The sequence below is a fragment of the Lentimicrobium sp. S6 genome (assembly GCF_013166635.1).
GTDB lineage: Bacteria > Bacteroidota > Bacteroidia > Bacteroidales > UBA12170 > UBA12170.
Genome location: NZ_JABKBZ010000044.1, coordinates 23,363 through 45,933, shown reverse-complemented (window position 1 = coordinate 45,933; position 22,571 = coordinate 23,363). Strand labels below are relative to the sequence as shown.

Annotated in this window: 19 protein-coding genes and 1 pseudogene; all 20 read left to right on the top strand. The window is 35.9% G+C overall.

Translation table 11 applies throughout. The features are described 5' to 3' along the window. Nucleotides 1-514 precede the first annotated feature (514 nt). The 20 genes and pseudogenes from HNS40_RS14340 to HNS40_RS14245 all read left to right on the top strand — a co-directional run bounded on the left by HNS40_RS14340 (nt 515) and on the right by HNS40_RS14245 (nt 22,556). The gene (locus tag HNS40_RS14340; RefSeq protein WP_172281992.1) at nt 515-2,290 is read left to right on the top strand and encodes an SLC13 family permease; all 1,776 of its coding nucleotides are present in this window, start codon (nt 515-517) and stop codon (nt 2,288-2,290) included. 99 nt (nt 2,291-2,389) lie between these two features. Further along, complete coding sequence (locus HNS40_RS14335; protein WP_172281990.1) at nt 2,390-2,764, top strand: four helix bundle protein; 375 nt, start codon at nt 2,390-2,392, stop codon at nt 2,762-2,764. Nucleotides 2,765-2,952: 188 nt separating this feature from the next. Next, a complete protein-coding gene (gene cysC / locus HNS40_RS14330) occupies nt 2,953-3,561 on the top strand; it encodes an adenylyl-sulfate kinase (protein ID WP_172281988.1) in 609 nt (202 codons plus the stop codon). A 1,037-nt stretch (nt 3,562-4,598) separates the two neighbouring features. Beyond that, a complete protein-coding gene (locus tag HNS40_RS14325; RefSeq protein ID WP_172281986.1) occupies nt 4,599-5,138 on the top strand; it encodes an ArsR family transcriptional regulator in 540 nt (179 codons plus the stop codon). A 206-nt stretch (nt 5,139-5,344) separates the two neighbouring features. After that, nucleotides 5,345-5,896 carry an ORF6N domain-containing protein gene (locus HNS40_RS14320; RefSeq protein WP_172281984.1) on the top strand — a complete coding sequence of 184 codons (552 nt, stop codon included), beginning with the start codon at nt 5,345-5,347 and terminating at the stop codon, nt 5,894-5,896. 1,010 nt (nt 5,897-6,906) lie between these two features. After that, nucleotides 6,907-7,233: pseudogene (locus HNS40_RS14315) on the top strand (NAD-dependent epimerase/dehydratase family protein); the annotation flags it as partial. Nucleotides 7,234-7,282: 49 nt separating this feature from the next. Continuing rightward, nucleotides 7,283-7,708, top strand: coding sequence for a transposase (locus tag HNS40_RS14310; RefSeq protein ID WP_172281979.1), 426 nt, complete (start codon nt 7,283-7,285; stop codon nt 7,706-7,708). Beyond that, entirely contained in the window at nt 7,705-8,571 is an 867-nt protein-coding gene (locus HNS40_RS14305; RefSeq protein WP_172281977.1) for an IS3 family transposase, read from the top strand. Before HNS40_RS14310 ends, HNS40_RS14305 begins: the two co-directional genes overlap by 4 nt. A gap of 124 nt (nt 8,572-8,695) precedes the next feature. Continuing rightward, entirely contained in the window at nt 8,696-10,099 is a 1,404-nt protein-coding gene (locus tag HNS40_RS14300; protein WP_172281975.1) for a UDP-glucose 6-dehydrogenase, read from the top strand. 248 nt (nt 10,100-10,347) lie between these two features. Beyond that, the gene (lhgO, locus tag HNS40_RS14295) at nt 10,348-11,553 is read left to right on the top strand and encodes an L-2-hydroxyglutarate oxidase (protein ID WP_172281974.1); all 1,206 of its coding nucleotides are present in this window, start codon (nt 10,348-10,350) and stop codon (nt 11,551-11,553) included. A gap of 6 nt (nt 11,554-11,559) precedes the next feature. Further along, on the top strand, nt 11,560-12,555 hold the full coding sequence (locus tag HNS40_RS14290) for an NAD(P)-dependent oxidoreductase (RefSeq protein ID WP_172281973.1): 996 nt from the start codon (nt 11,560-11,562) through the stop codon (nt 12,553-12,555). A 5-nt stretch (nt 12,556-12,560) separates the two neighbouring features. Next, nucleotides 12,561-13,067 (top strand): DapH/DapD/GlmU-related protein, encoded by a 507-nt coding sequence (locus tag HNS40_RS14285; RefSeq protein WP_172281972.1) that lies wholly within the window; start codon nt 12,561-12,563, stop codon nt 13,065-13,067. Then, a complete protein-coding gene (locus HNS40_RS14280; RefSeq protein ID WP_172281971.1) occupies nt 13,051-14,199 on the top strand; it encodes a LegC family aminotransferase in 1,149 nt (382 codons plus the stop codon). Before HNS40_RS14285 ends, HNS40_RS14280 begins: the two co-directional genes overlap by 17 nt. Then, on the top strand, nt 14,199-15,287 hold the full coding sequence (locus HNS40_RS14275) for a hypothetical protein (protein ID WP_172281970.1): 1,089 nt from the start codon (nt 14,199-14,201) through the stop codon (nt 15,285-15,287). Before HNS40_RS14280 ends, HNS40_RS14275 begins: the two co-directional genes overlap by 1 nt. A 4-nt stretch (nt 15,288-15,291) precedes the next feature. Then, nucleotides 15,292-16,260: a GNAT family N-acetyltransferase gene (locus tag HNS40_RS14270; protein WP_172281969.1), complete on the top strand. Its 969-nt coding sequence runs from the start codon at nt 15,292-15,294 to the stop codon at nt 16,258-16,260. A 95-nt stretch (nt 16,261-16,355) separates the two neighbouring features. After that, the gene (locus tag HNS40_RS14265; protein WP_172281968.1) at nt 16,356-17,159 is read left to right on the top strand and encodes a formyltransferase family protein; all 804 of its coding nucleotides are present in this window, start codon (nt 16,356-16,358) and stop codon (nt 17,157-17,159) included. A gap of 5 nt (nt 17,160-17,164) precedes the next feature. Further along, complete coding sequence (locus HNS40_RS14260; protein WP_172281967.1) at nt 17,165-18,223, top strand: GNAT family N-acetyltransferase; 1,059 nt, start codon at nt 17,165-17,167, stop codon at nt 18,221-18,223. Next, nucleotides 18,224-19,282: a nucleotidyltransferase family protein gene (locus tag HNS40_RS14255; protein ID WP_172281965.1), complete on the top strand. Its 1,059-nt coding sequence runs from the start codon at nt 18,224-18,226 to the stop codon at nt 19,280-19,282. It begins immediately after the preceding gene. Then, nucleotides 19,279-20,436: a glycosyltransferase gene (locus HNS40_RS14250; RefSeq protein ID WP_172281964.1), complete on the top strand. Its 1,158-nt coding sequence runs from the start codon at nt 19,279-19,281 to the stop codon at nt 20,434-20,436. The genes HNS40_RS14255 and HNS40_RS14250 overlap by 4 nt, the downstream gene beginning before the upstream one ends. Then, nucleotides 20,436-22,556: a bi-domain-containing oxidoreductase gene (locus tag HNS40_RS14245; RefSeq protein ID WP_172281963.1), complete on the top strand. Its 2,121-nt coding sequence runs from the start codon at nt 20,436-20,438 to the stop codon at nt 22,554-22,556. Before HNS40_RS14250 ends, HNS40_RS14245 begins: the two co-directional genes overlap by 1 nt. Nucleotides 22,557-22,571 lie beyond the last annotated feature (15 nt).

The window sequence follows — 22,571 nt, the reverse complement described above, 5'->3', positions numbered from 1 at the left end:
TTACAATTCCTTACAACCCTTTACTACTTTTTACAACTCTTTACAATTCCTTACAACCCTTTACTACTTTTTACAACTCTTTACAATTCCTTACAACCCTTTACTACTTTTTACAACTCTTTACAATCCCTTACAACCCTTTACTACTTTTTACAACTCTTTACAATCCCTTACAACCCTTTACTACTTTTTACAACTCTTTACAATTCCTTACAACCCTTTACTACTTTTTACAACTCTTTACAATCCCTTACAACCCTTTACTACTTTTTACAACTCTTTACAATTCCTTACAACCCTTTACTACTTTTTACAACTCTTTACAATTCCTTACAACCCTTTACTACTTTTTATAACTCTTTACAATTCCTTACAACCCTTTACTACTTTTTACAACTCTTTACAATCCCTTACAACCCTTTACTACTTTTTACAACTCTTTACAATTCCTTACAACCCTTTACAATCCCTTACCCCGCAAATTATCTATCATAAAAGATAAGTCTGTTAAACCATGGAACAATACATAGTCTACACCGTAATCACCTTTATTCTACTAAGCCTCTACTTCAACTGGCTAGGCGCCTCCTTTACCTTTGTTTTGGGGGTTCTAACATTGGGGTTTGCAGGCATACTTTCACCTAAAGAAATATTAAGTGGATTCGCCAATGAGCAAATCATCATTATTATTGTCCTGTTGTTGATTGGCGATATCATTCGTAGTAAAGGAATTCTCAATAATTTCTTCGAGAAGTTTGTCTTTCGAGGGGCTCGGACCTATCATCGTTTTTTAGGGAGGATGATGTTTATGGTGGCAGGCTCGTCGGCTTTCTTAAACAACACACCACTAGTGGCAGTGATGATGCCCTATGTAAATAAGTGGAGTGGTAAAAATGATATGGCCTCCTCCAAATTTTTAATTCCCCTTTCCTTTGCAGCTATTTTAGGTGGTACCATCACCCTGATCGGAACCTCTACCAACCTTATCGTAAATGGGATGCTACAAGATCAGAAAATCATACCCAACTTTCATTCCCTAGATATCTTCGACTTTGCTTGGGTGGGAATACCCATGAGTATATTAGGACTCACATATCTCATGATATTCTCCAAGAAGCTCCTGCCCTCCAATAAGGACATCTCTAAGAACCTGGAAAGCAACCTGAGGGAATATCTGGTAGAAGTAAAAATCACTTCCAAATCCGATTTAATAGGCAAAACAGTAAGTAAGGCTGGATTGAGAAATCTAAAAAGCCTGTACCTAGTGGAGGTAGAGCGTGAAGGCTATGTATACTCCGCTACAAGCCCCAACTTCTTGCTCCGACAAGATGATATCTTAAGCTTTGCAGGAGACACCGCAGCATTGGCAGAAATTATAGATCCCAGCAATGGAATGCAGATTGAGCATGCCGCAGAACATCAAGCAGAGAAAAAGACAGGACTATTAGAAGTGGTAGTAGCTGCCAATTCAGTCCTCGTTAATAAAACAGTGAAACAAAGCAACTTCCGTAGCAAATATGATGCCTCTGTGATTGCTGTTCATCGTAATGGTGAAAAGCTAAAAGGAAAAATCGGTAATATCATCATCAAGGCAGGTGATGTATTATTAATGCTCACAGGAGAAGATTTCGAAAGCCGCTCCTTTCGCGATAGAGAGTTTTATAGAATCTCTAAACTCAGGACTTACGAAAAACCCAAGGTATTAGATACCATCGTATTGATTGGTGGATTAATTGCAGCCATCATGCTATCCGCATTCAAAATCATACCTCTATTTATTGGTGTGCTCGGACTTTTGGCTATCGTTCTCATATTGGGTATTGCCAATCCCAAAGAAATAGAAAAAGGCATCGACTTCAATCTGGGACTTACCATCTCCATGGCATTAGCCTTAGGTACGGCCATGACCAATACCGGAGTGGCCGCCGATATCAGTCATGGCATCATCAACCTCTTGGCGCCACTTGGAATACTCGGACTGCTGGCCGGAGTTTATATCGCAACTAGCATTTTAGCTGCCTATATCACCAATGTAGCTTCGGTAGCCATCCTCTTTCCCATTGTATTGTCTATTGCCGCAGAAGAATCATTAAACCCATTGCCTTTCGTGCTTTTAATAGCCTACGCCGCCGCCGCTAACTTCATGACCCCAATAGGTTACCAAACCAATATGATGGTCTACGGCCCCGGCTCCTATAAATTCACCGACTATTTGAAAATAGGATTGCCCTTAACGGTGTTGTATGGCGTGGGAGCAGTTTTGATACTTTGGTGGAGATTCTTTGTTTAGAACTGGCGAGGGGGAGAAAGGGCGAGCTGGAGAGCTGGTGAAAGAGGAGAGGGAGAAAAATTGTGATTAGTAAATTATTTCTTAAAGATAATATAGAAAATGGCAATAATAAATTCAGTTAAAGAATTAAAGGTTTATCAACTTGCGTATAAATCAGCAATGACAATTTTTCATCTAACTAAGGATTATCCAAAGGAAGAAAAATACGATTTAATTAGCCAAATTAGGAGGTCATCTAGATCGGTTGCAGCAAATATTGTTGAATCTTGGCGTCGTAGAAGGTATCCAAAGAATTTTGTTTATAAACTCAACGACTCTGAAACAGAAGCGGATGAAACTCTTTTTTGGCTCGATATTTCTTTAGATTGCGGCTATATTGATGAAATAACTCATCAAAAATTAATTGATGACTATAATCATATCATTTCTATGCTTGTCAATATGATTAATAACCCTGATAAATGGAAGCTATAACACCGGAGACATCTCCAGCTCGCCAAATCTCCAGCTCGAATAAAGCACTATATCAATTCAATGCCAGTCCATATGATTAATAATTTGATAAAAGGAAGCTATAATACCGGAGACATCCCCAGCTCTCCAGCTCGCCAAATCTCCAGCTCGATTTAACAACCTATTTTATTAAAAACAAAAGATAAAAAATGTCACCCAATAACATCCATACTACGTTTGATCGAATCATGAACCGTGAAGACAAAGAACGCTTATTAAACCAGCATTCAGTAGTCATCTGGTTCACGGGATTATCAGGATCCGGAAAAACAACGGTAGCGCAACATCTAGAACAAAAGCTTTACGAAAAAGGTTTCCTCACTCAAATTCTAGATGGAGATAATATCCGCTCTGGTATCAATAATAACTTAAGCTTTACCGAAGCCGACCGACTAGAAAACATTCGTAGAATAGCAGAAGTCAGCAAGCTCCTCATCAACAGTGGAGTCATCACCTTGAATAGTTTTATCAGCCCAACAGAGGAAATTCGAGAAATGGCAAAGAGTATTATAGGAGAGGAAAACTTCATCGAGGTATTTATGAACACCCCCATTGAGGTCTGTGAGCAAAGAGATGTAAAAGGACTTTATGCCAAAGCCAGAAGAGGAGAAATCAAAAACTTCACCGGAATTGACAGCCCCTTCGATGCCCCTGCCAAGCCTGATGTAGAACTCCACACCCACAAGGACAGCCTAGAAACATCAGTAGAGGCCTGCCTAAAAGTAGTATTACCTAAAATCACCAGAGAGAAAAGTTAAGAGGTTCAAAGTTTACCCTGACCGTAGCGTCATGGGTTCCATGTTCAAGGTTGAGTAGATTTGAAAGATTAGGTTTTCAAAATGAGCTGGCGAATCTACATGTAGTAAATCCGTGATAATCCGCTTAATCCGCGAAAATTAGCGTTCCTCTTAAAGCGAGCCAGCGAGCACCATTCGTGTTCATCCAAGTATATCACGTCAACTAATTCATTCGTGTATTCGTGGCTATCCTTTTTTACGAGCAACGCGAGTAATATCCGCGAAAATTAGCGTTCCTCTAAAAGCGAGCCAGCGAGCACCATTCGTGTTCATCCAAGTATATCACGTCAACTAATTCATTTGTGTATTCGTGGCTATCCTTTTTTACGAGCAACGCGTTAATATCCGCGAAAATTAGCGTTCCTCTAAAAGCGAGCCAGCGAGCACCATTCGTGTTCATCCAAGTATATCACGTCAACTAATTCATTCGTGTATTCGTGGCTATCCTTTTTTACGAGCAACGCGTTAATATCCGCGAAAATTAGCGTTCCTCTAAAAGCGAGCCAGCGAGCACCATTCGTGTTCATCCAAGTATATCACGTCAACTAATTCATTCGTGTATTCGTGGCTATCCTTTTTTACGAGCAACGCGTTAATATCCGCGAAAATTAGCGTTCCTCTTAAAGCGAGCCAGCGAACACCATTCGTGTTCATCCAAGTATATCACGTCAACTAATTCATTCGTGTATTCGTGGCTATCCTTTTTTACGAGCAACGCGAGTAATATCCGCGAAAATTAGCGTTCCTCTTCCCAAGAGCCAGCGAGCAGCTAAAAAAACGAGCAAAAAACTTGCGCAATAAAAAATAACGAGTAAATTTGTTACTCAATACCCTATTCCTCCTAATGCTACTGGGAGTGAAGAGGCGAAGCTGTATCTAAGTGTTTACGTATGGACGTATTTAAGTAGTAACGAATCGCAACCACGTAACCACGCAACCACGTAACCATCACAACCACGTAACCATCACAACCATCGCAACCATCGCAACCACGTAAAATGCTAGAAGCCCTAATCACCAGTAAAACCAGAATCAAACTTCTACTCAAGTTCTTCCTCAACCCAATGAGCGAAGGCTATCTAAGAGGGCTATCCACAGAGTTTGGAGAATCAACCAACTCCATCCGATTAGAGCTCAACCGACTAGAGGAGGCTGGACTACTTCATAGCGATAGCAGCGGACATAAAAAGATGTTTCATGCCAATCAAAAGCATCCCCTTTTCAACGATATTCAAAATATCATACATAAATATGTGGGTATGGATAAAATTATTGAAAAGGTAATTATGCATTTGGGAGAACCACAAGATGTATATCTATTAGGCGATTTGGCCAAAGGCCACGACAGCAAAGAACTGCATATACTCATTATAGGAGAAAACATAGACCAAGAATATTTGGATCAACTCTGCCAGAAAGCTCAAAAACTAATCAGCCGAGAGATAATCGCCCAATCGATGACCATGAAAGATTTTCAAAAACAACAAGCAACGCTCTTAAAAAAGCCATTATTGAAAATCTGGACACAAAGTAATTAAAATATGTTTTGCGTAGGCATGTATTTACGTAGTAAAGAAATCGCGTAACCATTTAAAAGCGCAACCATCGCAACCACGTACGCATGACGCTACGGTCAGGGTAAACTTTGAACCTAAAACTTTGAACTTTAAACCTTGAACCTCGAACAGCAAACCTCTTAACCTTTGAAATCTATACCCTTATCAATGTCCTATGACTATTAATCATGAGTAGCATCAATAAATACAAAAACATAGAATCAAAAATCATGATGATTCGAAATCAGAAAGTGATTTTGGATAGAGATGTTGCTGAGATCTATGGAGTGGAAACCAAAAGAATCAATGAGGCGGTTAAAAATAATCCTGACAGGTTTCCTGATGGATATATTATAGAAATAACGAAGGATGAATTAGATTCTTTAAGGTCGAAATTTTCGACCTTAAAGAATAAAGGAAGAGGACAACATACAAAATATTCACCTAAAGTATTTACTGAAAAGGGCTTATATATGTTAGCCACCATATTAAAAAGCAATGCAGCAACTCAAACAACAATAGCTATTATCGAAGCATTTGCTAGAGTTCGGGAACTCACACAAACCATTAATAAATTGTCGGATAACCCAGAAGAAGAAAAACAAAAATCACTCATGCAAAAAAGTGGAGAAATCATATCAGAACTACTAGATAATGATTTAAAATCTAGTGAAAGCGAAACCACAATAGAACTCAACTTCGCAGTACTGAAATTCAAACATACCATAACTAAGAAGTAAGTAACAAACAAATCTCAGCAGTTTTGCCCCAACAGCTGACGCTTCGGTACAGCATCGTTCCGACCCAAGGGGAGCCTGCTGAGCACCGTTTATAAATGAAAGCGCATAATTAATGATAATTAGCGTTTTACTTTGTGAGCTAGCGAACAAATATTCGTGTAAATCCAATTATATCACGTCACATAATTCATTCGTGCATTAGTGGCAATAAATTATTCAAAGTTTGAAGTTCAAAGTTCAAGGTTAATTTTGAGTAAACCTGGAAGATTAGGTTTTCAAAGCGAGCTGGAGAATTGGCGAGGGGGAGACTGGAAGAGGGTTAATTATTAAAGCAGTTCAATCTATTGTATCATTCAATCATTAACTCATTCATATAAAACGGCAACCAATACCTGAGTAGATTGTTGGGGATTGCTTCACTACGTTCGCAATGACCTTGTTTCAATTGAAACACCTGAGTAGAATCTTTCTTCGAAGAAAGTCATTGCGAGGCGCGTAGCAACGAAGCAAACTCCCCCATTAAGAACGAAATATCAAATATAAACCGTTACGAGTAAAGCGAGTAAATCCGTGAAAATTCGCTAAATCCGTGGAAATTCGCGTTTTAACCCTGACCGCAGCGTCACGGGGACCTCTTTTAAAGCGAGCGAGCGAGCACATCATTCAGCAGTTTTGCCCCAACAGCTGACGCTTCGGTACAGCATCGTTCCGACCCAAGGGGAGCCTGCTGAGCACCGTTTATAAATGAAAGCACATAATTAATGATAATTAGCGTTTTACATTGTGAGCTAGCGAACAAACATTCGAGTTTATCCAGACCAATCACGTTTAGTTAATCATTCGTGCACCTGTCTAGCTGCGTAGCCAGATAGATTAGTGGCCATCTATCTTACGAGCTATGCGAGTAAATCCGCGTAAATTCGTCTAATCCGCGATAATCCGCGTTCAGCCTGACCATAGCGTCAGTGGTTCCTCTTTTCTTGCGAGCGAGCGAGCAACAAATAACAATAATGAAAAGTTTAAAAAATAGTAAAGTTTTAGTAACTGGAGGAGCAGGGTTCATAGGCTCCAACCTAATAGAGCACTTCCTAAAAAACAACAACGAAGTAGTCTGCCTAGACAACCTAAGCACTGGCCACAAAAAGAACATCATGCCATTTATGGATAACCCCAACTTTCAAATGATAGAAGGGGATATCCGCCATTTGGATGTATGCAAGATAGCCGTGCGCGATTGCGAATACGTCTTCCACCAGGCGGCTTTGGGCTCTGTACCCCGTTCTATTAAAGACCCCGTAACCACCAACTCGGTCAACATAGATGGCTTTTTGAATATGTGTCAGTGCCTGAAATAAGTTGACCGTTTTTCAAGAAGGAAGGAAAACAATGGCAACACGTCAAAAGACAAAACTAACAGTAGCAGAAAGACAAAGGCGACATTTTAGCGAAAGTTTTAAATTACAGAAAGTTAGGGAAATAGAATTAGGTATCACAAAAATTTCAGAGATTTGTAAAGAATATGAAGTCTCTGATTCAGCAGTTAGAAGATGGCTTGATAAATTTGGTCTTATGAAAAATAAAAAAGAACGTTTGATAGTTGAGACAGAAAGCGATACCAGACAGCTCCTTGAGCTAAAGAAAAAGATAGCGGATCTTGAACGCAGCTTAGGACAAAAGCAAGTTTTACTTGAGTTCAAGGACAAGATGATAGAAGTAGCAGAAGAGATGTATGGAGTGGACATAAAAAAAAAGCTTTCCACCCAACTCTCGAAAGAATCTGGCATGAACGAGAACGATACGACTCCAGTATGAATAAACTTTATAGAGCAGCAGGGATTAGCAAACAGGCATTCCACAAATGGCTTGACCGTAAGAATATGAAGCGATCAGTTCATGAACAACTACTTTCTTTGGTTTATCAAATAAGAGATGATCATCCAACTATGGGAGTTCGAGACATGTACTACAAATTACAGCCAGACGGTATTGGAAGAGATGCGTTTGAAATATTTTGTGAGAATAATGATTTGATGGCTTCACGTCCGCGGAACTACCGTAAAACCACAGATAGTAGCGGAGTTATTCGCTTTGATAATCTCTTGGAAAACATCAATCTTACAGGAGTGAATCAAGCCTGGCAGAGTGATATAACCTATTTTGAAGTAAACGGAAAGTTTTACTACATCACATTTATTCTGGATTCTTTTAGTAGAAAGATTGTAGGTTATCAAACATCCAAAAGGTTGTTGACAGAACATACTACTTTACCAGCTTTAGAAATGGCGATAAAGGATAGACAAAATCAAAACCTGAGCGTATCAGGAATTATCTTTCATTCAGATGGCGGTGGTCAATATTATGACAAAAACTTTCTGAAACTGACTGCAAAATATGAATTCAGAAACAGCATGTGTGAATATGCCTGGGAGAATGGTAAAGCGGAAAGACTTAATGGAGTAATCAAGAATAATTATCTAATCCACAGGAAAATAAACAACTATGAAGATTTGGTGAAAGAAGTTGACCGAGCGGTGAAACTTTATAATGAAGAAAAGCCACACATAAGTTTAGGAAGAAAAACACCTTTAAACTTTGAGTCAAATTATCTAACTTTGATTCAAAATAACTCAACAACAAGGAGTAATGAAAATTTAAATTATAAATCGATAAATTAATAACCCAAAAGTGGTCAACCTTATTTAGGCATTAAGAAGACACCAACCTAAAGTTCGAGCATCAAACATTGAACCTTGAACATCAAACAAAAAGTGTGGTATTTTGATAACCTGAAATAAGAATATGATAAAAAAAATAAGGAAAATCTGTTGTATAGGTGCAGGATATGTTGGAGGTCCAACAATGGCGGTGATAGCACAAAAGTGCCCCGAAATTCAGGTAACCGTAGTTGATATTAATGAAGACAGAATTAATCAATGGAACCAGGAAGATTTGAATTTATTACCAATATTCGAACCTGGTTTAAGTGATGTGGTGGGTGAAGCTAGAGATCGAAATTTATTCTTTAGCACTGATGTTAATAAAGCAATAGATGAAGCAGAAATGATATTTATTTCTGTAAATACCCCTACTAAAACCTATGGTAAAGGGAAAGGGATGGCAGCAGATCTTAAATACATTGAATTGTGTGCCCGACAAATTGCAGATGTAGCTAAAGATGATAAGATAATTGTTGAAAAATCTACATTACCTGTGAGAACTGCACAAGCAATAAAATCTATATTAGACCATACCGGGAACAATATTAATTTCCAGATTCTATCCAATCCTGAATTTCTAGCTGAAGGCACCGCCATACAAGATTTACACAATGCAGATAGAGTATTAATTGGAGGAGATCATCATACAGTAGAAGGACAAAAAGCCATGGATGCTTTAAGTAGTATATATGCCCATTGGTTGCCCAAAGAAAGAATACTACAAACAAATGTTTGGTCTTCCGAATTATCTAAGTTAACAGCAAATGCTTTTTTAGCACAAAGAATTTCTTCAATTAATGCTATTTCTGCTCTTTGTGAAAAAACAGAGGCAGATGTAAATGAAGTGGCTCGAGCAATAGGCTCCGATTCCAGGATAGGCCCTAAATTTCTTAAAGCTTCAGTCGGTTTTGGAGGATCGTGTTTTCAGAAAGACATATTAAATCTGGTTTATATCTGCCGAACCTTAGGATTAGAAGAAGTGGCGGATTATTGGGAACAGGTCATTATCTTAAATGACTATCAAAAACACCGTTTTGCGGATAATATCATAAAGAAATTATACAATACTGTATCAGATAAAAAAATTGCTTTTCTCGGTTGGGCTTTTAAGAAAGATACCAACGATACCAGAGAGACTCCAGCTATGTATATTGCCGATTATCTTATTGATGACAAAGCCAATATAGCTGTATACGACCCCAAAGTAACGGAAAGACAAGTGTTTGCAGATCTGGATTATTTAGAGACCAGACAACCTGATCAAAACAGAAAGCATGTGAGTGTTTATAATAACCCATATGAAGCATGTAAAGATGCTTATGCCATAGCAATAATTACAGAATGGGATGAATTTGTAGATTATGATTGGGAATTGGTATACAAGAATATGAAGAAACCCGCATTTGTATTTGATGGGAGGAATATTTTGAATTTACAAAAGCATAAAGAAATTGGTTTTATTGTAAAGGCGATCGGAAAAAATTAAGTGTTAACAATTAATATATCATGGATTTTATAAGGTTCTAAATGCTTTTCTTAATTAAATAATACTAAAGTATTATATCCGTATTAAGAAGAACCAAAGAGCTTTTTAATTTAATACAGTGAGAACTTTTAAACTATTTTCTAGTTCTATTTTCCTCGTTTATATTGATTAGTCAGGTACTATAATTACAAAAGATTAAATAATCCGATAAGAAACAACATAAAATAGCTTTAAAACTTGAATATCGAATGAAAAACTATAAAACCCAATACTTGATAATAGGTTCTGGTATAATAGGGCTTAGTATAGCTAAGTCCTTAAAGGAAAAATCCCCTGATTCTGATATATTGATGTTAGAAAAAGAATCTGAGGTTGGGACACATGCTAGTGGTAGAAATAGCGGTGTTTTACACGCTGGATTCTATTATACAGCTGATTCTTTTAAAGCAAAATTCGCCAAGGAAGGTAATCAAAGGCTTACGGAATACTGTAAGCAAAAAGGTCTTAAAATCAATAATGCAGGGAAAGTTGTCGTGGCTACTAATGAAAAGGATTTGGAAACTCTTTTTGAATTAAAAAGAAGAGGAGATAAAAACGGAGTTGATATTAGTGTTGTTGATGAGGATGAGCTAAGTAGTCTTGAGCCTGCTGCCATGACTCACAAGAATGCACTCTACTCTCCAACAACATCTACCGTTGATCCAAAAGAAATTGTTAAACAACTTCAAATTGATCTTGAAAAGCAAGGGGTGAGATTTTTGTTTAATGAAGGCTACTATAGAAATCATGGGGATAATAGAATAGAAACAAGCTCTAATAAAATTATTATTGCAGATAGAATAATTAATACTGCCGGTCTTTATGCAGATAAAGTTGCTAAGGATTTTAATTTCAGTAAAAATTGTACAATTATTCCTTTTAAAGGCATTTACCTTAAAAATAAAGCAGGGGAGTTAAAAATAAAAAAACATATCTACCCTGTACCAAATATTGATAATCCTTTTTTAGGAGTTCATTTTACAACTTCTGTGGACGGTGCTATTAAGCTTGGGCCAACAGCCATTCCAGCCTTTTGGCGAGAGAACTATAAAGGGTTTGATAATTTCAAATTGGGCGAAATGTTTAATATACTTGGGTGGGAAGCTAATCTGTTTCTAAGCAATTCATTCGGCTTTAGAAATTTAGCATTTACAGAAATGCGTAAATATTATAGAAATTACTTTGTGAATCTGGCGAAACCCCTACTTAGAGCTGATATTGAATTAGATTCTCTTATAATTAAAACAGAACCAGGAATGAGAGCTCAACTTTTAAATACAAAAACTAAAGAACTCCTGCAAGATTTTGTTATTGAAGGGAATAAGAAAAGTGTTCATATATTAAATGCAGTTTCTCCGGCCTTAACTGCTAGTTTCCCATTTGCTGATTATATCGTTGAAAAATATATAAAATAAAAATCTATGAGAAAAAAAGTACTATTAGTTGGTGGAGCTGGTTATGTAGGCTCGGTAATTACTTCCCGATTTTTAAAAAAGGGATATAAAGTAAACGTATTGGATAATTTTGTTTACGATAATCACTTTTCTATTCAACCTTATATCGGTGATCCTGATTACCAATTTTTCTTAGGAGATATTAATGATAATTTAGCCTTAGATAATGCATCTGAAGGAGTAACTGATGTTATAATTCTTGCTGGCTTAGTTGGAGATCCAATAACAAAATCATTTCCTGAAGAATCATGCCAAATTAACGAAAAAGGTGTGCAAAATGTTATGGACTATTTTAATGGCAGAGGCTTAGATAAGTTAATCTTTATATCTACCTGTTCCAACTATGGACTAATCAAAGATGATCAATTGGCAGACGAAAAATTTGAATTAAATCCTCTATCTTTATATGCAAAGGCAAAAGTAGCAAATGAAGCATATTTAATGGAGAAGAAAGAAATGGTGGACTATACAGGTATTGTTTTTCGATTTGCTACAGCCTTTGGTCTTTCACCAAGAATGCGTTTTGACCTTTCGGTATCAGAGTTTGTTAGAGATGTTTTCTTTGGAGAGGAGTTATTGGTTTATGATGAGCATACTTGGAGACCATACTGCCATGTTAGAGATTTTGCTAGATTACTCGACATTGCTATAAACGCACCAAAAGAAAACGTAAATTTTGAAGTTTTCAATGCGGGTGGAGACATCAATAATTTCACGAAGAAAATGATTGTTAATGAAATATTGAGCCACATTCCAGAAGGTGATGTAAAATTTGGAAAGCAGGGAAGTGATCCTAGAAATTACAAAGTGAACTTTAATAAAGTAAAATCAGTTTTAAATTTTGAACCTGAATTTACTGTTCAACATGGGATTAAAGAATTGATAGAAGCATTAAAAATTGGCTTGTATTCAGATACTAAAGAAAACAAGAATAAATACGGTAATTATAAAATTAGCTACTAAATGATATGTTCGATAGGTTTTTAGCAAAAGTTTATTCAAAATTATTTCTTTCTTCCAACAAGGTAAAGGAGAAAAATTATAGGAGCCGATTTAATATTCACACTACTGCTAGATTCAATTATATTGAGAATACTTGGTTAAGTGGTAATATTAATATTGGTGCAAATACATACATTAACACAGCAAGACTCGTTTCTGGGCCTAATTCGCAGATTAGGATTGGCGAATGGTGTGCTATTGGGCATAATATAAATATTATATCTTGGACACACTACAAAGAAGATTCAACAGGGATTATTGAAGAAAAGCCGTTGCAAGAAGCAGATATTAATATTGGAAACCATGTTTGGATTGGCACAAATGTTTTTATTAAAGAAGGTGTTAATATAGGTGATGATTGTATTATTGCTGCTAATAGTGTTATAATATCTGATGTTGAGAAAGGAGCTATTGTAGGCGGCGTTCCAGCTAAATTAATATCTTACAAAGATAAATATGAAAAAAACACTTAATTACATAAGGAAAATCTATAACGATTCTGATGGTTTTATTCCATTGCATGCACCTGTGTTTCTTGGAAATGAAAAGAAATACTTAAATGAATGCATTGATTCAACTTTTGTTTCAAGTGTGGGCAAATTTGTTAATCAGTTTGAGCAGATGACTTCAGAATATGTAGGTTCCAAGTATGCTATAGCAGCAGCTAATGGAACAGCAGCTTTGCAGATTGCTTTAATTTTAGCAGGAGTTAAAAATGGCGATGAAGTAGTTACGCAGGCACTAACTTTTGTTGCTACTGCTAATGCTATCAAACATAGCCAGGCGAATCCAATATTTGTGGATGTAGACAGAGACACTTTAGGTATGAGTCCCGAAAGGCTCAAAGATTGGCTTCAGGAAAATGCTGTTATTAATTCGAAGGGTGAAGCCATTAATAAAACTTCTAAAAAGAAGATTTCTGCTATCGTACCAATGCATACTTTTGGACTACCTTGTAGAATTAATGAAATTGTCGATATTGCGAATGAATACAGGATCCCAGTTGTAGAAGACTCTGCTGAATCCTTGGGTTCTTTCGTAAATGCTAAACATACTGGCACTTTCGGATTGCTTGGAGTATTTAGTTATAATGGAAACAAGACAATCACCACTGGTGGAGGTGGGATGATAGTGACGGATAATGAAGAATTAGCAAAAAGAGCAAAACATATTACTACGACCGCAAAAATCCCTCATCCATTTGAATATGATCATGATGAAATTGGATATAATTATAGATTAACAAATCTAGCTGCTGCTATGGGAGTAGCTCAAATGGAAAACCTTAATCAAATTATAGAAAATAAAAGGAAAACAGCTAGTTTATATATTAACTATTTTGTTGAAACTGCTAATCACTTCTTCCAAGAACAGAATGGTTCCAAGTCAAACTATTGGTTAAATTCAATTAGTTTCTCTGAACCAAGTCAACGTGATGACTTTCTGAAATTTTCGAATGATAATGGAATTATGACAAGACCAATTTGGAAGCTTATGAATAAACTAGAAATGTTTAAAAAATGTCAATGCGGGGATTTAAGTAATTCAGAATGGTTGGAAGCAAGAGTTGTAAATCTTCCAAGTAGCTATAACAAATTTCTGTAATGAAGTTTCAGGAAATAGGCAGCAATTTTTATCGTCAACAATTTTCGAAAAGCTCATCATTAGATGAGTCCTTCTTTATTGAAAAATACGGAAAGGGAAAAAGCCTGATCTTTCCTTCAATGGGAAGACATGCATTGATGATTATTATTGAAGCCTTAGCACTTATAGAGAAACGTATATTACTGCCCGCCTATACCTGCGATACAGTGGTTGAGTCCTTCTTGGCTCACGATTTCATCATTGACTATTACAATTGCCATACAGATTTAACTTTGGATGTAGATGATTTCACACTAAAAGTGAATGCCTTCAATCCAAAAATCGTATTGGTACATGGTTATTTTGGTGAAAACACTTTTCTTGATGCAAAAACCAAAATAGAAGGACTAAGAGAAAAAGGAATCATCATCATTCAGGACGATACACAAACCCTGTTTTCAGAAAACGAGATTCTAGAAGCGGATTTTTATATGGCAAGTATTAGAAAATGGTTCGCTATTCCTGATGGAGCTTTTCTTTGGAGTAAAGAGATTGAGATTGAAGAGCCCGCAGAGGAAAACAAGGTCTATATTGACCTGCTGGAGGTGGCTTTTAAATTGAAGCATGACTTTACGCTCTGTCTGGATGAATCTATTAAAAAGAAGTACAAAGGCTTGTATTTGGAAGCTCAGAATTTGGTGGATTCAGACCCGAGTATATTCAAGATGGCAGAAGTGTCAAAAGGGACTTTCAACCAAGAAGACCTTAAGCAATATTCTGAAATTCGAAGAGAAAATTACAATACACTGTACCATGCCTTAAGTGGCAAGTTTAAACAAGTAAAACCTGTCTTTGAGCATTTTGCAGAAAGCAATATCAGTCCGTTTTGCTTCCCGATCTATTTGGAAGATAAAAAGGAGTTTCAAAAAAGGATGAGCGATAATGATGTGTTTGCAACCCACTTCTGGCCAAAAGCTGATTATATCCATGGAATCAATGAAAAAACAGAATTTATTTACAACAATTTGTTAGGCATTCCATGTGATCAACGATATACCACGCAGGATATGGAAAGAGTAATAGAGGTCATAAAACGATATTATTCCTAAAACAATGAATTTACCTGATATTTATTTTGAACCCGAATGGGGTCAGTTGTACGCCGAAAAGGATAAAGGGGAGTATTCAAATTTTGTTTTTGAAGATGAAAATGGTCTGATTTACTATTCTTTCGTAAAGCGTAAAATTGATATTGAAGTTGACGGTGAAAGCTATTTCGATATCGTTTCGCCGTATGGTTTTGGAGGACCTGTTGTACTCCACTATGCAGAAGGATGTAAACATCAACTTCTTGCGACTTTCAAAATTGCCTTTGATGCCTTTTGTAAAAGGGAAAATATCGTGACCGACTCTTGCAGATTCAGTCCCTGGCTAATGAACCATTTGGATTTTGAGCATATGTATGAGGTGGTGCCGAATTTCTCCACCGTAGGAATAGACCTTAGCGTTGAAGATGTTTTTATGGATGAAATAAAATCCAAGAAAAGAAACATGATCCGTAAAGCGCAAAAACTAGGCGTTGAAATTCATTTCGATTTCGAAGGCAAAGAGATAGACTCATTTATTCGAGTTTACGAAAAGACCATTGAGAAAAATAGTATTTCCGACTATTATCGTTTTAGTGCCTCCTTTTTTAAAAAGAATTTCGAAGAGTTAAAGGACAAGATTTGTATTGCCTACGCCACATATGAAAAGAAAATCATTTCGATTGCCTTCTTCCTATTAGGGAGTGAATATGTGCACTACCATCTGGCTGCAAATGATACCGACTATTTTGGCATTCCTGCCAATGACCTGATGCTTTACAAGGTTGCCCTTTACGGAAAGGAAATAGGGAAAAAGTATTTCATGTTGGGAGGAGCAGGTTCCAATAAGGCATTACACAGCCATAAAATGGGCTTTACAAGAGAAGGTGAATATCCCTTCTTTAAAGGTAGAAGAGTTTGTGACAAGGAGATCTACGATAAGCTTCTCCAGAATTGCACGAAAGTAGATATGAACTTTTTTCCATCCTATAGATAAGAATTATGAACACATCCTTTGTATTCGTAGGTAATAGAAGATCCGTGCTGGATGAAATGATAAAACTGTGCTTGTCGATTGACCATGTGTTGGTTATGAAACAAGGATATCTGAAAAACACAATCGATACGCTGAATCTTGATTATACCATCATCGAATCGAAAGCACACCTTCTGGAGATGCTTGATAAGCTCTCCTACGATGTGCTTGTTTCAAATGGGTGTCAGTATATTTTGCCCATAAGCAAGCTTCAAAAAGCTAAGTATGTGAACATACATCCCTCATTCTTGCCTGACCTTAAAGGAAGAGACCCGATCAATGGCGCTATACTTTTTCGAAAAGATTCAGGAGCTACCTGCCATATAATGGATGACTTGATTGATAATGGGGACGTAATTGAACAATTGAAGATTCCCTACACAGAGGATCTTGATTCCGCTCTTTTGTATCAGCTATGTTTTCTTGCTGAAGCGGAGTGTTTTAATAGAGCCTATAAAAGAAATTTCGAAGCCTCGATTGTTCAGAAAGAAAGCGACGAGTACATATACTACTCATACAGCCTACAGGATAGGGTGCTGGATTTCTCAGCCACACTAACCGAGATATTCGATAAAATCAAGGCCTACAACACAAAATCAAAGGGATGTTATTTTAAAGTTGGTAAGCATATTCTTAAAGTATATGAAGCAAAGATTATCAGCAACACTTTTGTACAGGATTTTTATAAAGACAGAAACGAGCTAGAGCTCCTCTTGAAATATGAGGGTGGAATCCTATTCAAGAACAATGGAGAATTTATTCGTTTTTCAGTTTTGAATGGTAATCTGGATGTCGTGAGGGAAGGAGATAAAATTTCGAATTGTGCGGATGATGATTTTAATACACTAGAAGGTTGCTAAACAACATGTATCGAGTTTTTGACATAAATAACATAACTGCTTGGAGCGAGATGCTTCATAAGCTACCAAAAGATCAAGTTGACATTTACTTTGATTCCGGTTACTATCAGATTTATAGAAATAACGGTGATGGTGATGTAAGATGTTTTTGTTTTGAGAAGGAGAGAGAAATCGCACTTTACCCTTTTCTAATCAACAAGGTAAATGATTTGGGCTTTGAATTGGATGGTGATTATTTCGATATAGAAGGTGCTTACGGATACAATGGAATCTTGTCTTCATCATATAAGGAATCATTTATCAATGAGTTTTATCAAGCCTTTGATGAATATACATCAAAACAAAATATCATAGCTGAGTTTACTCGTTTTCATCCTGTTCTAAACAATGTGAAGTTTTCGGAGAAACATATGAAGACCGTTTTTAATCGCGAAACAGTTTTTCTGGAATTGCTAGATGATTATGAGGAAATTTGGGAAAAGCAATACTCTTCGATTAATCGGAATATGATTCGTAAGGCCAGAAAAAACAATCTTTCTATTGTGAAATCAAGAGACTTCATGCCCTTCAAAGAAATGTATGATGAGACGATGCACTACGTAATGGCTGCGGACTACTATTTCTTCAATGAAAGATACTACGAATCGCAATTCGAAAATCTTCAGGATGACATTCAGCTTTACTATGCCCTACTCGACGGAGAAATTATTGGAGGCTCCTTGATTATGTTCAAAGAACAGTATGCTCATTACCATTTATCTGCCCGGAAGCATGCTTTTTCAAAACTTGCTGCTACAAATCTGATTCTTGATACTGCAATCCAGGATGCGATTAACAAAGGATGTAAGTATTTTCATTTTGGAGGAGGTAATTCTTCAGATGAAAAAGACCCATTATTTGTTTTTAAATCTAATTTCTCAAAGCAAAAAGGCCAATTTCATATAGGAAAGCGAATCCATAATCAGGAGGTATACAATCAGGTGGTTGCCCAGTGGGAGAAGAAGTATCCTGAATTGGCCGAATCAAATAGACACATTGTTTTAAAATATAAACTTCAAAAGTAAATGAGTTTACAAATTGATAGGATAAAGAACGTATCCATCAGGCCGGATACCTCCATATTAAGCGCATTAAAGCAAATGGATCAATTTGGGTTCAAGCTTTTAATGATTGTGGATGAAAATGCCTTTAAGGGACTGGTAAGTGTCGGGGACATCCAAAGAGCGATTATTAAAAACACAACCTTAGATGCCGAAGTTTACAGTGTGATTCGAAAGGATTACAAAGTAGGAAGCCCACAAGATACTTTTGAAGAAATTAAAAGAATTGTCTTCGAATACCGCATGGTATTCTATCCAATCGTGGATGGCAAACAGCATATCGTTGATATTTATTTCTGGGAAGATCTGTTTGGCGATAAAGAGATTAAGCCTATCGAACAGTTTGATTTGCCTGTTGTGGTAATGGCAGGTGGTTTTGGTAGTCGATTAAAACCTATAACCAATGTTTTACCTAAGCCACTAATACCAATTGGTGAAAACAGTATTATAGAAGATATATTTGAAAGGTTTTACGCACATGGATGCAAGGATTATTATATATCTGTTAATTACAAAGCAGAGCTAATAGAATACTATTTAAATAGCCAAAAGAAGCCTTACAACTTAAGTTTTTTTAAAGAGGATAAACCAATGGGAACAGCGGGGAGTCTTCATCTTTTAAAGAATAAGATAAAAGAAACCTTTTTTGTTTCTAATTGTGATATTTTAATCGATCAAGATTATTCCGAAATATTAGAATATCATCGTAGTCATCATAATGAACTAACCATAGTAGCAGCACTAAAGCATTATCCAATTCCATATGGAACAATAGAAACAGCAGAAGATGGACAACTTGTTGAATTAACCGAGAAGCCAGAATTCACTTTTAAGATAAATAGTGGAATGTATATACTCGAGCCAAGTCTTTTAAATGAAATACCAAAAGATGAATTTTTTCATATTACTCACTTAATCGATAAAATTATTGAAAGAGGTGGTAAAGTGGGTGTCTTTCCTGTTAGTGAAGGTGCTTGGAGAGATATTGGAGAATGGGATGAATACTTAAAATTGATTCGGTGAAAATATTGGTAAATGGCTATTTTTATGGGGGTAATTGTCCTCCTTTTCTTTATTATTTGAAGAAATTTAACAATGATATTAAACTTACGAATAGCCTAAGTATTCTTGAGGAACATGGTGTAAATACCGATTTCATCAGTTATGATGACTTGCTACCATTACGCTTAAACTGGTTTGAGAAATTTTTAGTTAAGTATTTGAAAAAGGCTAGAATTAAGCTTTGGATGAGAATATTAACAAGGAAATCGAAGCAAATTATTAAGGAATACAACCCAGACATTATTATTAATCACAAAATTTCCGAGAAATCAGAAATTATGTTGAAGACTGGATTCCAACCTCAGATTTCATATATATACGGTGGTGAGGTTCATGGTGATAGAATATTTAGCAAAAGTATTGAGTATTCTTTCTCTCAGAGTAAATATGTTTTAACAGCGACAGCAGAAATATTTAATTATGTTGTTAAAATGAAACCTGAAAGTAAGAATTACTTGAAACAGTACCCCCTTGGAACATTTAATTATAAGAAGGTTCTTACCTATAAGAATAATTGTGAGCGTGCAGAATTAAGAAAAGAGTATAATATTCCACGAGATCAGACAGTATTCATTGATAGTAGAAGTCTACGATCAATAAATACTGGTGTTAAATCAATCTTACATGTAATAAAAAAACTGGCTGAAAATGCCATGGATTTCACTTATGTATTTTTGCGAGGTCATTTAGGTACCGATCAAATGATAAAGTATGTGAATGATTATATAGATAAAAACAAATCTATCAGAGATAATGTTATTATAGTGGATAAAGTTATTTCAAATGATGAAATCCGAGATTATTATTACCTCTCGGATTGTTTTGTTTCTTTACTTCCGCATGACCAGTTTGGTAGCAGTATAATGGATGCATTATTTCTTGATTGTCATTTAATATTAACTGATTTAGAGGCGTATAGGAATGAACTTTCTGATTCTGCATTATATGTTCAAAACCAGGATTTAAATAAGCTTGAAGCCTATATGAAATCAATTGTTGTAAAACAAGCTACCCTTCCTAATGAGGAAATCAAACATTTTTTATCAGAAAAATACGGAGTCGAAAATAACTATAGCTCACTATATAAATTTATAAACAAAATCGTAAACGAATAATGAAGCAAGCTTTATTAAAAAAGGGAATTGTTTATCCTGTTGAATTACCACAGCCAACTGTAAAAGAAGGCTATGTAAAAATAAAAGTTTACCACTCTTGTATATCAGCAGGAACGGAGATGAGTGGAGTTTCCGAATCGAGAAAATCTATCATTAAAAGGGCACTTGATAATCCCAAGAAAATTACTGCCGCTATTACATATTATAAAAATCAAGGACTCAAAAAGACTAAAGATAAGCTAAATACTGTAGCTGATTCTTTTAAAGAAAGCGGATATTCTATTTCTGGAGAAGTAGTTGAAATTGGATATAATGTTTTAAATTTTAATATTGGGGATATTGTTTCTGCTGGAGGAATGAAACTTGCTGTTCATGCCGAGTATGTTGTTGTCCCAATAAACTTAGTTGTTAAAGTTCCTAAAGGATTGGATACTTTATATGCTTCTACAGGCACTGTTGGATCGATTGCATTACAAGGCGTGAGGAGGTCTGAATTGCGATTAGGGGAATATGGTGTTGTGCTTGGAGTAGGCCTAATAGGACTTATTACAGTTCAGCTATTGAAATCGGCTGGTATACGAGTAGCCTGTATTGATTTAAGTGATGGGAGGTTAGATTTGGTAAAAAAAATGGGTGTCGAATTGGTGATTAATCCGACTAAAGAAAATCCTGTAAATGCGATTAAGAATTGGACTGGTGGCTATGGAGCTGATGCAGTTTTATTTACGGCAGCAACATCTTCAAATGAACCGCTATCTCAGGCTTTTCAAATGACGAGAAGAAAAGGGAAGGTTGTATTAGTTGGTGTATCTGGAATGACCATAAATAGAAGTGATATTTATGCTAATGAAATTGATTTCCTTATTTCAACATCATATGGTCCAGGAAGGTATGATGATAATTATGAATTGAAAGGTCTAGATTATCCTTATTCTTATGTTCGTTGGACAGAAAATAGAAATATTGCTGAGTTTCTACGCTTAGTTCGAGATGGACATGTTGATTTTAGTTTGATAAATCCATTAGTATATCCTTTTGAGAACATTAGTGAAGCTTTTCAAGATCTTGAAAAGGATCCTGAAAATAAAATTTTGGCAATTATTGAATATGATAGAAAAGATGTATATGATAAAAGCCCTGATAGTATTACATTTCGAAATGACAAAAAAAATAAAAGAGAATATAGCATTGGAATTATAGGTGCTGGAAGTTATGTAGTAAGCACTTTACTTCCGATCTTAACAAATATGACGAACAAATTTAAGATCCATACAGTTGTAAATCGTGGTGGTAAGAAAGCTCTTGATATTGCAGATCGATTTCATGCTCAAAAGATCTCAAATGACATAAATGATATTTTAGAGAATGATGACATTGATATTGTATTTATTACAACAAGACACGATAATCATGCTGAGTTAATTCTTCAATGTTTAAAGAAAGGAAAGAATGTATTTGTTGAAAAACCTTTAGCTACAACACAAGAGCAATTAGATTCGATTAAAGAATTTTATGCTGATGGTTTTGAAAACAAGCCATTACTTATGGTTGGTTTTAACAGAAGATTCAGTAATTATATTCGTGAGATTAAAGCAAAAGTTAGCTCAAGGATTAATCCTATGTTTATGCACTATAGAATGAATGCCGGGTACAGTCCTACAGAATCTTGGGTACATGAAGATGGCGGTAGAATAATAGGAGAAGGATGCCACCTTGTTGATTTAATGCTATATATAACTGATTCTAAAATTACGGAAATTACAGCTAGCTCAATAAAACCGACTAATGAATCCATCAATTCATCTGACAATAAGACCTTTTCATTGAAGTTTGCAGATGGTTCGGTTGGTGTTATTGATTATTTTGCAATTGGACATAAAGATATACCTAAAGAAAATCTTGAGGTTCATTTTGATATGAAGAGCATCGTGATGACCGATTACAAATCTATCGAGGGCTTTGGTATTAAAGTAAATTCTATTTCGGATAAAACACCAAAAAAAGGGCAAGACAATGAAATGGAAGCTCTGTACCAAGCATTGGTAAGTAAAAAATGGCCTATTTCATTTGAGGATATGGTTCAAACAACAGAGACCACCTTTATTGTAAATGCATCATAATTGAAAATAGACTTA

Bases quoted from the DNA above. Each gene is read 5' to 3' on its own strand.
- HNS40_RS14265 (WP_172281968.1), top strand. From the start codon at position 16,356: ATGAAACAAGGATATCTGAAAAACACAATCGATACGCTGAATCTTGAT.
- HNS40_RS14320 (WP_172281984.1), top strand. From the start codon at position 5,345: ATGAGTAGCATCAATAAATACAAAAACATAGAATCAAAAATCATGATG.
- HNS40_RS14280 (WP_172281971.1), top strand. From the start codon at position 13,051: ATGAAAAAAACACTTAATTACATAAGGAAAATCTATAACGATTCTGAT.
- HNS40_RS14290 (WP_172281973.1), top strand. From the start codon at position 11,560: ATGAGAAAAAAAGTACTATTAGTTGGTGGAGCTGGTTATGTAGGCTCG.
- lhgO (WP_172281974.1), top strand. From the start codon at position 10,348: ATGAAAAACTATAAAACCCAATACTTGATAATAGGTTCTGGTATAATA.
- HNS40_RS14285 (WP_172281972.1), top strand. From the start codon at position 12,561: ATGTTCGATAGGTTTTTAGCAAAAGTTTATTCAAAATTATTTCTTTCT.
- HNS40_RS14300 (WP_172281975.1), top strand. From the start codon at position 8,696: ATGATAAAAAAAATAAGGAAAATCTGTTGTATAGGTGCAGGATATGTT.
- HNS40_RS14260 (WP_172281967.1), top strand. From the start codon at position 17,165: ATGTATCGAGTTTTTGACATAAATAACATAACTGCTTGGAGCGAGATG.
- cysC (WP_172281988.1), top strand. From the start codon at position 2,953: ATGTCACCCAATAACATCCATACTACGTTTGATCGAATCATGAACCGT.
- HNS40_RS14340 (WP_172281992.1), top strand. From the start codon at position 515: ATGGAACAATACATAGTCTACACCGTAATCACCTTTATTCTACTAAGC.
- HNS40_RS14310 (WP_172281979.1), top strand. From the start codon at position 7,283: ATGGCAACACGTCAAAAGACAAAACTAACAGTAGCAGAAAGACAAAGG.
- HNS40_RS14245 (WP_172281963.1), top strand. From the start codon at position 20,436: ATGAAGCAAGCTTTATTAAAAAAGGGAATTGTTTATCCTGTTGAATTA.
- HNS40_RS14255 (WP_172281965.1), top strand. From the start codon at position 18,224: ATGAGTTTACAAATTGATAGGATAAAGAACGTATCCATCAGGCCGGAT.
- HNS40_RS14305 (WP_172281977.1), top strand. From the start codon at position 7,705: ATGAATAAACTTTATAGAGCAGCAGGGATTAGCAAACAGGCATTCCAC.
- HNS40_RS14325 (WP_172281986.1), top strand. From the start codon at position 4,599: ATGCTAGAAGCCCTAATCACCAGTAAAACCAGAATCAAACTTCTACTC.
- HNS40_RS14335 (WP_172281990.1), top strand. From the start codon at position 2,390: ATGGCAATAATAAATTCAGTTAAAGAATTAAAGGTTTATCAACTTGCG.
- HNS40_RS14275 (WP_172281970.1), top strand. From the start codon at position 14,199: ATGAAGTTTCAGGAAATAGGCAGCAATTTTTATCGTCAACAATTTTCG.
- HNS40_RS14270 (WP_172281969.1), top strand. From the start codon at position 15,292: ATGAATTTACCTGATATTTATTTTGAACCCGAATGGGGTCAGTTGTAC.